Origin of the sequence: Microcoleus sp. Z1_B2 (genome assembly GCF_036700325.1) — a bacterium.
Taxonomy (GTDB): domain Bacteria; phylum Cyanobacteriota; class Cyanobacteriia; order Cyanobacteriales; family Microcoleaceae; genus Microcoleus.
In genome coordinates this window covers 1-12,529 of sequence record NZ_JAUBOQ010000007.1, presented here as the reverse complement: position 1 = coordinate 12,529, position 12,529 = coordinate 1, and the positions used below count along the sequence as shown (strand labels likewise).

The following is a 12,529-nucleotide window of genomic DNA, read 5'->3' as shown; positions in this document are numbered from 1 at the left end:
CTCTTGTGTGGGATGGGCGTCCCGCCCGTCGAGTGTATTCCCCCAGCCGGCGACACACTCCCCCGCTTTCGGTCAATCTCATGCAGCCGAAAGGCCCGATCGCCCGTAAAATGCTATCAAAGGGATTTGGCAAGTAGCACTCATCCCAATCATCTGTTAACTTGGAGATATTGTTGTGGACTTATCGCTAATTCCGGCACAGCCGAAACCAGGACTGCTCAACGTCCTCATCGAAATTACCGCCGGTAGCAAAAACAAGTACGAATTTGATAAAGACTTGCAAGCTTTTGCTCTCGATCGGGTGCTTTCTTCCTCAGTCCAATATCCGTGCGACTACGGCTTCATACCCAATACCTTAGCCGATGATGGCGACCCCCTCGACGGCATGGTGATGATGGATGAGCCCACATTTCCAGGGTGCATAATCGCAGCCCGTCCGATCGGAATGCTGGAAATGATCGACGGAGGCGACAGGGACGAAAAACTTTTGTGCGTTCCCGACAAAGACCCCCGCTACGCTCACTATAAGTCCCTCAAAGACGTAGCCCCCCACCGCTTGGACGAAATAGCCGAATTTTTTAGAACCTACAAAAATTTGGAGAAAAAAGTCACGGAAATTCTGGGTTGGCAAGATGTCGATCAAGTCATGCCCTTAGTGGAAAAGTGCATCGCAGCCGATCGCAAATAAGCCCCTAGCCCGCACTCCTCGACTGCAACCCGACTAAAAACTCAGGGGGCCGAACATAAGGCGATCGCTGCACGTCTAGGGATGCAGTCGAGGAACGGGTAGCTAGAATGTCAAATCAGTCGTGAATGCCGACTCACCGGAACAGCATTCCTCAAAACCGCGCCCCGCCCCCAATCTTGAAAAAAATACTACTCCTAGAGTAAGATGAAGCGCAAATTCTACCCCAGAGGAATGCGTTCTACGTTTGAGGAAGTTTTACCCTAACACTTAGAGCGATCGGCGCTATCTTAATCTCAGAACACAGAACACGGCGGGCTGCCCGGATGATGCAACAAATCATCTCTCAAGTGTGACATCTCCTACACGAATCGGTAAGGTTGAGAATTCTAACAGCCCAAGTATTAGGCACTCGAATAGTTTCCCGATCGAGGGCTTTATTATAGTACAGATTGCTAAAAACTAAAAAGTAAAAACTAAGATTTCAACTCCCAAGTTCCAGCCCCCAAAACTAAAAAAAATGCCAGATTCCGCACCCTCTCTACCCAATCCACAGCCTTCCGATCGCCAAGCCACTATGGAAAATAGTCCTTTGACCGAGTTTGTCGTTCAGTTTTGGGGCGTGCGGGGCAGCATCGCCACCCCCGGCAGCAAAACACTTCGCTACGGAGGGAACACCTCCTGTGTAGAAATGCGCTTGGGCAAAAAACGCCTGATTTTTGACGGCGGTACGGGCCTGCGAGTTCTGGGCCTCAATCTGCTGCGGCAAATGCCGGTGGAAGCCCATATGTTTTTCAGCCACACTCACTGGGATCACATTCAAGGCTTTCCGTTCTTTACTCCCGCCTTTATCCCAGGGAACTGTTTTCACATTTACGGTGCGATCGCCCCCAACGGCACTACAATCAAACACCGTCTTGCCGACCAAATGGTGCACCCCAATTTTCCCGTCCCCATCCAGGTGATGCAGTCAGACCTCAAATTCAACGATTTGACGCCTGGGGATATTATCGAACTCGACGATGTGAAAATAGAAACGGCACTGCTGAACCATCCCAACACCGCGATCGGATATCGAGTCACTTGGGAGGGACACACAGCCGTCTACTGCACCGATACAGAACATTTTCCCGATCGGCTGGACGACAACGTGTTACACCTAGCTCGCAACGCCGACGTGCTGATTTACGACGCCAACTACACCAACGAAGAGTATTACGACTTCAAAACCCCAAAAGTCGGCTGGGGACACTCGACTTGGCAAGCAGGAGTAGAAATAGCCAAAGCTGCTGGAGTCAAAAAAATCGTGATGTTTCACCACGATCCGGGTCACGACGACAATTTTCTCGATCGTACAGAAGCAGAGGTGCAGGCAGCGTTCGCCAATAGCTGCTTAGCCCGCGAAGGCATGAGCATACCAGTAATTTAACCAAAAATAAATTCAGAATTATGAAACAGGAAAAACCCCGCAAACGTCGCAGAGTAGGGTTGCGGGGGCTTTACTCAACGTTGCTAGTGTTGATAATTATCTGCTGTACCTGCGGCGGATGGGTTGCAGCTCAGACTGCCTATTCTCGCACTCCCGCGCGACTTGCTCAGGTTTCTTCGATCGAGGATACTGGTACGGTCGATCGTATCCCCGAACGTTACCAACTCGGACAGCAACTGTACCTAGAAAACTGCGCCACCTGTCACATAGCTTTACCGCCGCAAGTATTACCTACAGAAACCTGGCGCCGGTTGCTGCAAGATCCCCAACACTACGGACAAACCATCAAACTGCTAGTAGACCCGCCCCGCCTGCTAGTGTGGAACTACCTGCAAACTTTTTCCCGTCCCCAAGCCAAAGACGAAGAACTCGCCTACCGAGTCGCCAGTTCTCGCTATTTCAAAGCACTGCACCCCAAAGTCAAAATGTCACAACCCGCAAATATCAGCAGTTGCGTTACTTGTCACCCCGGCGCATCTAAATACAATTTCCGCAAGCTTACCGCCGAGTGGCAAAACTCTCCGTAGGGAATGCAGGAATTATCCACAAACTATTGAGTAGGGAGGTTATGCGAGCAGTTTGTGGATTGGGTGTATCGCCCGAATGAGGATGATGAGATTTTAGACCAACCGGAGGCAATTGATACGGCGACACCCGCGACGAGCCGCATCAAAGCAGGAAACTTTTAACATCCACAGACCAAAACCCTACACCATTACCATCCATCCTCACGTTCTTCTTGCAGAACATACTCAGGCCGAAACGATTCAGGCCATGAGTTCAAATTATCGCAGTCAATGTTTGGCTCAAAGGGGAACAGGTTAACCCGCTTGGGTTCGCCGTCCACAACTTCCTCAATTGTGAAGGACGCTTCAACTTCCTCAATTGTTAAGGACGCTTCGTAGAAAATGGGCTTGAGATAACGTTGGGGAATATAAGCGTAAACTATGGCTTCGGGGTCGTGTTCTGCCAAAGCCTCCATCAACTCTTTTACGGTCATGCTTTCCATGTATGCTCCTTCCTCAAATTACCCGCTAAAGTAACAGAAAATCTTTGCTTTTCCCAACTTGCCCCTAATTGCACCCCAACATTATAGGGCAAAACATTAACACTAGCTCCTCTATCCTGTAACCCCATAACCTCAACAGAACGATTTTGATAAGTTAGTGTTAAAGGCAGATACGGAACATCACCTAAAACACCAAATTTATTTCGTTTAGGTTGAAAATAATATTACCTACCCTTAAATATTTTGAGTTGGCTTATTTTCTGTTTCTACTAACTGCATCAATTGCTCTGCTGCACTATTAGACGTATGCACTGAATACATAATTTCGGCAGCTTCATTACCCATTACAATTCCTTCTTCTTTCGCCAATTCAGCGATTAAAAACTGCATAATTTGAAATTTATCAGCAGGGGATAACTGCCGAAGTTGGTCTAATAATTCAAGATTTGACATAAAACGCCATTGAATTCATTTTTCAATCTTACCACGACCTTGAGGTTTAAACCACTCCCAAACATCTTGGTTTTAACTCTTTATCTGCGTCCATCTGCGTTTATCGGCTCCATCTGCGGTTAAAGCTCAAACACAAACTAAACAGGCAAAAACAGTTCGGAAAAACTAATTTCAATTTCAGGAAAAGCTAGCATTCTAATCGCAGCATTATCCGCAACAACTATCTCAGATTGATAGCCTCCCGGTGCCGGATTCCGGTAAATATATGCCTCGCGCGCCGCTACATCTAAAATCCAATATTCAGGGATATTTGCTCTAGAATAAATCGGGGCTTTTTCCCGGCGGTCAATTTGTAATGTCGCGTAAGAAACTTCAATTAACAGCAAGATTTCGCTAGGATTTGGGTGATGGTCGCTATAAGCACCCGGATCGAGACAAACAACTGCTATATCTGGTTCCGGTTCCGAAGTTGCTAAAGTAATTGGCAACTGCATCCGAACGTGAGCTTGTCCGGCAAGTAGTTGTTTGATATAATCGGACGATCGCTGGGTTGTAGCAGCATGGGATGGAGTTTGTGCGCTCATTTCAACAATTCTCCCATCTAGCAGTTCAATCTTATCACCTTCAGTGAGAATGCCAGCTTCAATCATGCGGTGATATTCTTCTACTGTCCAGATTTTTTCTCTTGTTGCTGTCATAATCTGTGCCTGCAAAAGCTTATGTCATATTATAGCAATGGCTAATTCAATCAAAAAACACTGATTTGTCCGGTGTTGGTCGAGAGCCCTTTTGAAAGCGTTCCCAAGACTGTTTTAACTCAGCCGGCGCCGGATATTCTTTATCGTAAACCACCAGCACATTCGTCAAATTCCGTCCCGGTGGCAATAAAATCTCCCCTTGATGAGCCAAAGCCACCGAAGCGCCCCCATCCAAATTCATCGCTTCAAAACAGCCGTAGCACGGGCGAGGGCGGGACGCCATCGCCTGCATAACTTTAGCTTCTGCTTCCAAAGACAAACTATCAAGAAAAGTCACCAACAATAACTTATCTCTGGAAGCCGGAAAGCCGATCGCCGTTCTCGAACCCACGCCCAAAACACCAGCATCTTTAAAACCTTCCGACAAAGGAGACAGCCAAACTTTCCCCGCTTTAACCAATCTCGGCCCACAAGTCAATCGATTTTAGATTTTAGATTTTAGATTTTAGATTGACTTGCGCGAGATAAATGCTCTTTCTTGAGGATTTTCGATTTTCGATTAAAGAATTGATTCCACGGATAAATCACGTGGCGGGTACCACCTTTGAAATTCTTGGTCAGAGAAAACCAATGTTGACTCCAATCCGGCTTACCTTCAGTTCTAGCCGTCACCATTTCCAATTGATTTCCCGCTTTAATTCCCAAAGTCGTGCCGTAATTTTCCCAGCGGCTATATTTCATAAACTTACCCGCCGCCACCATATTTCCCAGCACAGATTTCTGCTCATCTTTACCAAAAAAAGTCCCGTTAGCAACAACAGCAGCCCGGTAACGCGCCACCATATTTTCAAAAGGTTCGTCGCCCCGCGTTACTTTAGAAGTATTAGCAAAATCGGCATTATTAGCTAACCCTATTGTGATATAATTTTCTGGGTCGGCGAGGTCAATAGTTGTGAGATAAAAACTTGCGCCAGCTACATTTTTGCTGCTGACTTCTACAGGTTTTGCTTGCTTAGCAGAACGTTTTTTGATAATTTTAGGTTGAGACGGCTGCACAGCAGGAGGATTTTCGGGCGATTTTACAATAGGATTACTCGGCAGAGGTTGATTTGTTTTTGCCGATTTTACAATGGGATTGCTATGGAGAGGTTTAGGAGTTTGATTTGATTGTATACTTGATAAAAAAGCGAGTGACTTTTGCCACAGTTGACCCATGAGAGTCAAGAAACTATCTCGGTTTTGGGCGATCGCAAAATAGTCAGCCGCCACCCGCGCCAAAGCTATGCCCGTTAAAAATAAAAAAGTGCGCTGCAGCATCGGGCGACAACCTTGAGACTGTTTGCGTTTAGACATAAAAAAATCTCAGCTAGCATAGCGAACAGTTTCCTATGGCTGTGACTATACAGCCTCTTCGGTGGTTCATGAAGTACACTATAAAGCTATATTGTGTGGTGTTAATCTGTAGGGTGCGTCGCGGCGAAATATTGGTCGATAAAACTTACAGATTGACGGGTGTATCCGCACCTTACACGGGCTAGAAGATTGTGTGTACCACATCTACATGGAATATGCTGTAGCAATCCTTGCAGGAGTCGTAAAAAGATGTAGGGGTAGTGTTAAGAGTGCCTACCCCGGTCTCATGGGGGCAACCACGGGGGGTTTGCCCCTACAAGAATTACACAAATGATGCGAGGATTGCTATACAATGGGCGATCGCCCGAATTCTGAAACTAACAGTAGCAAGGTGCTCTATCGCGCACCTTACCACTAATTCACAACTCAAAACTATTTGCCTAGCCGGTATTCCGCATCCCCGCAGCAATTCCATTAATCGTCAGCAGAGCTCCCCGCAACAATTCACCCTTGCTGTAACGCGAGTGAATCACCCCCGGAACCCCGCCACTACCATGCTGCCGCAAGCGTTTCAGCAGCGAAACCTGCAACAAACCCAAAGGCACAATCGTCGCATTTCGCAACTGCACCGATCGCTGCAGCGATGGATCTTCGTCCAACAAACGTTGGTGTCCGGTAATCGTTAAAACCAAATCGCGAATCAAGTGAAATTCGGCAGCAATTTGATCGAATAAAGCCTTAAAACGCTCCCTGTCCGCTGGCAAAGCTAACTCCTGCACGTAGTGTTCTGCAATCTGCAAATCCACCTTAGATAAAGTCATTTCCACCTTAGAAATTACCATTCTAAAAAACGGCCATTTCAAGTAGAAATACTGCAAAAGTTTCATGTGTTCTTCCGGTTCCTCCAGCAAAAACTCTTGCAAAGCTGTGCCGACACCGTACCAAGAAGGCAGCAAAAAGCGGCTTTGAGTCCAGCTAAACACCCACGGAATTGCTCGCAAACCGCTGATGTCTTTTTTACCACCGCGACGGGCCGGGCGAGAACTAATTTGCAACTGGCTGATTTCTTGAATGGGGGTAACTTGGTGGAAGAAATCAACTAAATCCGGCTGTTCGTAGATTAAATTGCGGTAGTGCGATCGCGATTTTACCGACAACTCCTCCATAATCTCATTCCAAGGGTCGATGCCATCAAAACCAGTGTGCAGCAAACTCGCTTGAATTACCGCCGCCGCCACAGTTTCCAAATTGTAAAGCGCCAACTCCGGCAAAGAATATTTAGAAGCCAAAACCTCGCCTTGTTCAGTAATCTTAATTCGCCCGTTAATACTCTTTCCAGGCTGAGCCAAAATTGCCTTGTAAGCAGGCCCACCACCGCGCCCTACAGAACCGCCTCTGCCGTGAAAAATTCGCAACTCCACACCGTGTTTTTCCGCAACCATTTGCAAAGCCTTTTGAGCTTTGTGGATTTCCCAATTGCTGCTGAGGAAACCAGAATCTTTATTGCTGTCCGAATAGCCCAGCATTACCTCTTGCAATTTGAGATTTTCGATGGGGCATTTGAGATTTTCGGCGTTTTTTACCGCTAGTTCCTGCGCGTATCCTCCTGCTAGCAAAGCTCGATAAAGCGGCAGATCAAATATTTTTTGCATTACTTCCGGCGCTTTTTTCAAATCTTCCACCGTTTCAAACAGGGGAACTACTTGAATGTTGCTAATTCCTGTTGCGGGATCGTAAAGTCCCGCTTCTTTTGCTAACAGCAAAACCGCCAGCAAATCGCTGACATCGTGGCTCATGCTGATGACGTAAGTTTGGCAAATTTCCGAGCCAAACTCCTGCTGCATTTGCCGCAATATTCGGAAGGTATTGATCGTCTCGCAAGTTTTGGGAGAAAAGGGCAATTCTGCTGGAATTAAAGGGCGGCGAGTTTGCAGTTCCGTTGCCAGCCAAATAATGCGATCGCATTCCGACATTTGATTGTAAGGCTTGGGCAAAATTTGCAAGTATTCAGCAATTTCCCTTAAAGCGTCCGAGTGTACTGTTGACTCTTGGCGAATATCTAGGTAAGCCAAATTAAACCCGTAAATTTCTACTTGGCAGAGCAGATTTTCCAAGTCCCGACAGCTCAAACCTGTTTCCACTAAATTGTGTTCGATGAGCTTGAGTTCGGCTAAAAACTCAGCCCCCGATCGATAAAGGCCGGTCATTCCGGGATGTTCCGACAAAGCTTCGCGTTCCCGCTGCAATTCGTCTCCTTTGTAGAGCCGCCAATTACGATCGCGCGTATTTTCCAGCCGCTGCAGCACGTAGGCCAGCTTCAACCGATAAGGTTCTTGGCGGTAGCGGATTGCCCACTGCTCGTAAACCTCCGGGAATTCCGATTTGTCGCGATCGAGAGATTCCAGCAATTCCGGCAGCACATCGCTCCAGTGCAGCGACAAACTCAAAAGTTCGTTTAGCCGTTTCACCGCGCTGATGTACTTCTCTAGCACCAAGTGGCGCTGATAGCAAGCAGTTTGCCAAGTAACTTTCGGAGTCACCGAAGGATTGCCGTCCCTGTCCGATCCCACCCAAGAACCGAACTTGCAAAAATTGTAACTAGGCGGTTTCAGATAAGGGTAAGAAGCGTGCAAAGCTTGCTTTAAGCGGTGGTAGAGTTCGGGAATAGCATCAAACAGAACTTCCTCGAAGTAGTGGAGAGTGTACTCCACCTCGTCAAGTACAGTCGGCTTGAACTGGTGCAGTTCGTCAGTGCGCCACCAGAGGCGAATTTCTTCCATCAGTTGCTCTTGGAGAGCCGCTGCTTCCCAGCAAGACACCGGGTAGGGGCTTTGAGAGTCGGTTCCGATCACCTGAAATTTCTCGTCAACTTGGTCTAGCTGTTGGAGAATCTTCGCCATTCGTCGCTGTTTGGTGCGGATCGTGTGGCGAACAATTTCCGTCGGGTGAGCTGTAAATACCAAGCGGATGTCTAACTGATCGATCAAGCGCTGGATTTGCTGGCTGGGCACGTTCAAGCGCAGCAGCATCGGGAACAGTTGGTGAAAAGTTCCCGCATCTCGGGCGATCGTCTCGCCGCTGTCTGCACCGCGAGGAGCCATTTGGGCGGGGACTGGGCCTTCCCGGTGGCGGGGGCGATCGGGGGCATCCGTTGCTTGTCCTGGCAGCTTAGAAAACATCCGCCCACCAGCGTCGTTGCTGCTAGCGTAAGCTAGCTGTTGGTCTCGCTGTTCGTAGTGCTGTTCGACAATGTTGATCAACTGGAAATACAGTGCAAAAGCCCTAGCGGCGCGGATGGCGGCGTTGAGGTCGAGCTTTTCGATTAGCTGTACGACATTCGACTCGCGAAAGTGAGTGGCTTGTCCCTCGGCGGAATTGACCGATCGCATTTGTTGGAGCAAATCCACCAATTCCTGCCCGCACTCCTGTCGCAGCACCGATTCCCACAAGTCCTCTACAACTTTGAGGCGATTTCGTAGAAACAGGTCTGATTTTGAGTAAGCGGGAAAAGGGGAAATAGATGTTGCATCAATAGCCTGTTCTGAAGACTGGAGGACTGAACTCATCGGGCTGTTCCTCAATAGCTGCGGGTGTCAAGAAAATTGTATGGTTTAGTTTCGCCTAAAACACTTTTGTTTGCAGTCAAATTTGAGACTTATTGCAACGTTAAAAGTAGAAGGCACTTATGTACAAAGTATAAGGAAAGATTAATTCTTACAGCACGGATTGTACCTATTGTCAAGCTTTCAGGTCAGTTAACTTGCGATTTTAGATTTTAGACGATCGGCGTGAGACGTTCGGCCAGAAGTCAGTTGAGTCGCGCTAAGTCGAACACTTTTAGATTTACTTCAAAGATGAACCTGGGATGTTGAACTAGGGTCGAAAATTTTTATCTGTCCCCGACAGGAGTACGTGGCACCGTATCCGTTTTTGGGCGGGGTCACAAAATTTAACTTCTAGCAGCAGCATCCTTCCTTGGGCTTTCTAATCCTGTGATTGAGGAAAGTTGAGTACGGGAAGGCGCGAACCCCGAAAGACTTCTTCGCTTTCAACGCCGATCGACGCAACAAACTCAGCAGCAGCTTTAGCCACCACCAGCCCGCCCAGCATGGGTAAAGCGACCAAGCTCAATAAAATGTCTGAGGGAACTGGCAACTTTGGACTGTTAGGTGTTTGAGTTTTGAGCAAGTCTTGGTTTTCCGACGGCATAAATCTTTCCTGCGTATTCTGTTATCCCTAGTTTACAAGCTAGGGCGGGTTTTCTTGCCTCGTTGTATCCTAGATTGGGGCGAGATCCGTGTTCATCCAAGAATTAGTGCCGTGTCATCGCAGGCCAGACAGGGCTGCGTGCTGATATCCCCTGAAGATGTGACACAAAAATGAGAGGATACGATCGCTCGCCCCCAGGATCGAGAGCCCGATCGAAGGCGCGTACAAAAGTTCGATCGCCCCCAGAATCGATCGCACAGTTCGATCGGCGGCGGCAAAGTCGATCGCCCTTCCTTGTGAAACTATCGATAATAATTTGATTGCACAAAATAGCTCTCCTGCAAAGTCGATCGACTGAAAGGAAATTGTATCCTGTGTACGATCGTTAATCTACGGTCTTACCAGGAGTGGTGGCTTCCGTCAATTGCACTCTCATCTAAAGTAGAAAAGTCAAGTAACTGTAGTTTAGACTAAAAAATCAGTGCAGCTAAAAGTAGCAGCCTTTTAGCAGAAGGCAAGCTGTTGCTCAAAAACTCAAGAGGTAGAAGATTAAACAGCTAATCTTGAAGACTTTTTCCGTCGAGAAACCCGTTTTTTAACAGTGGGATAGCACGGTGCCTTAGTACGTACCTTTCCTTTTTCCCAGCCGGGGGCTTTTCCCCTATGTTTAGGGATTTTTGTAGGAGTACCAATGTCAACTAAAACCGAAAACATTGATTGGGCAACACGTCCAGGAGTTAAATTAATCGTAGCAGATTGCCAAGGAAGTCGATTTTCCAGAACTAAATCCCTAGCCAGCCAGAGTTGCCAACTCCGGGGCGGCATTAAATCGCTCCAGCGCTCTGATTGTTCGGGAGTTCTCAAGTTAGGCAATGTCCAATGTAATCGTTGCTTAACAAATCTATACCAATGATCGACTCCAAAGCGTCGTAAATACTTAAACCAGACTGTTTCTAAGGGTAGAGTTCGTTCTCCCACCCAAGCCAACCACAAGGGTGGAAACGGCTGACCGTTTGACATGGGCTTCATTCTTTCCACGAGGATTAAATTTACTCTCTGTTCAGGCGCACGATAAAAATGTAAGTCAAGCCATTGCTTGACTCGGACTTGCCCCAACTCTGGATGTTCGTCAATTTCAATCACAGCATCCGCTTCGAGCCATGTGGTTTGGTCACCCGGCCTCATTTTTTGCCCGTGCTTGCGTGGTCTGCCGCGACCACTATATGCTGGTGGTGCTGACCAAAAACAGGCATTCTTTCGGAGTCGCATTAAGCAATCAGCTTGAATGGAAGCTTGCGCTAGTACCCAACCAGCATTGCCATATTCTCGATCTAAAACTGCTAAGTAGCTAGACAAAATTAATTACATAGTTTTCTCCAAATTCTTTCAGGATTTTTTCCACAGATGTAACAAAAGTTCCCCAACTCTTGTAAGCAGATATTTCAATCCATTCATACTTAATAAACCGCCATAAAATTTCAATTAAATTTAATTCAGGTGAGTAAGAAGGCAACTCAAAAAGAGTAATATTACGTTGTTTCTACTCTTCAAGTTTGTCAACAATAGCATCACTGGTATGAATAGAAGCTTGATCTGTGACAATCACCGTTGGCTTATCTACTGTGGGAAAAAAAGCATCAATACAGGCAATAACCACATCTGAATTAATACTTTGAGAGGAAATATAAGTTTCAAGATGGTTATTTCGATTCATGATTCCTAGTACATTCATTCGCTGACTACGACGACTAGGAATTGTTAAATATTCTCCGATTTCCTGCCAGCCATAGGGGACACAAGGAATCAAACAAAATCCCGTTTCATCCAAGTAATATAAATCAATTTTACCTTGAGCGTCCAATTGCTTTAATTCTTCTAATTGTGCCTTTTTCTCTTGATATTCCTGGGCGGGAGGCGTTCCTCCCACTCCTTTACGCATACGATGCCAACTCATATTTAGAGTTTTTAGTATTCTTTTAATTGTTTTTGTACTGGGAGTTATGCCCCAGGTCTCTTGAACTTTTTGGCTAACATTTTTTAATTGCCTTGGTTCTTGTTTAGCCCACTCTTTTATTTGGGCTTTCTGCGAAGACTTAAATAGTGGCTTAGAACCTCTTCCTGGTTTATTATAAAGTCCTATCATTCCCTCTAATTCCCACCGATTGAACCAGTTATAGAGGGTCTTATAACTTATTTTGAAAATATTCATTAACTCTCCTTTTTTTACTCCTTGCGAAGCTAATATGAGGCAATGTGCTCTCTGACGTACCTGATGATGTCGGCTTTGGCGATAAATTCGAGTCGAGCAATTTAGACGAAAGAGGATTTATTTCCCTGATAAACATCATATGAAATTCTAATTAACTCATAATTTTGCCTGAAATATCATTCTACTATGTATTTGTGTAATTAATTCTGTCTAATTACTTAAGACTGGATTGATGCTCTGTTCACAAACAAGTTTGAGTTGGGAAGCTGCTTTTTCTATTGGCGAAGACCAACTACTAATTCGTTCATGTAGTAGGGGTAATGCCCAACTTCCTTCTGCTTCGGGTAGTTAGAGTCGATAGGGGCATTTCTACCCCTACCTCTCCTTCAGAACGGAACGTGAAACTTTCGCTTCATTCCGCTCC

At 46.5% G+C, this 12,529-nt stretch carries 12 protein-coding genes and 1 pseudogene; 3 read left to right on the top strand and 10 right to left on the bottom strand.

From position 1 onward, the window contains the following. Window positions 1-175: 175 nt before the first annotated feature. The 3 genes from QT984_RS05475 (at window position 176) to QT984_RS05465 (ending at window position 2,701) form a co-directional block, all read left to right on the top strand. Window positions 176-688, top strand: a complete 513-nt coding sequence (locus QT984_RS05475; RefSeq protein ID WP_006634582.1) for an inorganic diphosphatase — start codon at window positions 176-178, stop codon at window positions 686-688. 517 nt (window positions 689-1,205) lie between these two features. Then, window positions 1,206-2,114: an MBL fold metallo-hydrolase gene (locus QT984_RS05470; RefSeq protein ID WP_333053496.1), complete on the top strand. Its 909-nt coding sequence runs from the start codon at window positions 1,206-1,208 to the stop codon at window positions 2,112-2,114. Window positions 2,115-2,134: 20 nt separating this feature from the next. Further along, on the top strand, window positions 2,135-2,701 hold the full coding sequence (locus QT984_RS05465; RefSeq protein ID WP_333233907.1) for a diheme cytochrome C: 567 nt from the start codon (window positions 2,135-2,137) through the stop codon (window positions 2,699-2,701). Window positions 2,702-2,889: 188 nt separating this feature from the next. On the opposite strand, the gene QT984_RS05460 is transcribed toward QT984_RS05465, so the two are convergent. The 10 genes and pseudogenes from QT984_RS05460 to QT984_RS05415 form a co-directional block, all read right to left on the bottom strand. Next, window positions 2,890-3,183, bottom strand: coding sequence for a hypothetical protein (locus QT984_RS05460; protein ID WP_333272629.1), 294 nt, complete (start codon window positions 3,181-3,183; stop codon window positions 2,890-2,892). Window positions 3,184-3,417: 234 nt separating this feature from the next. Next, window positions 3,418-3,636, bottom strand: coding sequence for a hypothetical protein (locus QT984_RS05455; RefSeq protein ID WP_333053492.1), 219 nt, complete (start codon window positions 3,634-3,636; stop codon window positions 3,418-3,420). Between the two features lie 137 nt (window positions 3,637-3,773). Then, complete coding sequence (locus tag QT984_RS05450; protein ID WP_333234250.1) at window positions 3,774-4,334, bottom strand: Uma2 family endonuclease; 561 nt, start codon at window positions 4,332-4,334, stop codon at window positions 3,774-3,776. A 46-nt stretch (window positions 4,335-4,380) separates the two neighbouring features. Next, entirely contained in the window at window positions 4,381-4,812 is a 432-nt protein-coding gene (locus QT984_RS05445; RefSeq protein ID WP_333234252.1) for a phosphodiester glycosidase family protein, read from the bottom strand. A 20-nt stretch (window positions 4,813-4,832) separates the two neighbouring features. Then, window positions 4,833-5,687, bottom strand: coding sequence for a hypothetical protein (locus QT984_RS05440; protein ID WP_333272635.1), 855 nt, complete (start codon window positions 5,685-5,687; stop codon window positions 4,833-4,835). Between the two features lie 440 nt (window positions 5,688-6,127). Next, on the bottom strand, window positions 6,128-9,253 hold the full coding sequence (gene ppc, locus QT984_RS05435) for a phosphoenolpyruvate carboxylase (protein ID WP_333053486.1): 3,126 nt from the start codon (window positions 9,251-9,253) through the stop codon (window positions 6,128-6,130). A 418-nt stretch (window positions 9,254-9,671) separates the two neighbouring features. Beyond that, complete coding sequence (locus tag QT984_RS05430; protein WP_333053485.1) at window positions 9,672-9,896, bottom strand: hypothetical protein; 225 nt, start codon at window positions 9,894-9,896, stop codon at window positions 9,672-9,674. 103 nt (window positions 9,897-9,999) lie between these two features. Then, window positions 10,000-10,224 (bottom strand): hypothetical protein, encoded by a 225-nt coding sequence (locus QT984_RS05425; protein WP_333053484.1) that lies wholly within the window; start codon window positions 10,222-10,224, stop codon window positions 10,000-10,002. Window positions 10,225-10,445: 221 nt separating this feature from the next. After that, window positions 10,446-11,252: a hypothetical protein gene (locus QT984_RS05420; protein ID WP_333053483.1), complete on the bottom strand. Its 807-nt coding sequence runs from the start codon at window positions 11,250-11,252 to the stop codon at window positions 10,446-10,448. Next, window positions 11,245-12,244: pseudogene (locus QT984_RS05415) on the bottom strand (IS630 family transposase). Before QT984_RS05415 ends, QT984_RS05420 begins: the two are co-directional and overlap by 8 nt. Window positions 12,245-12,529: the final 285 nt, after the last annotated feature.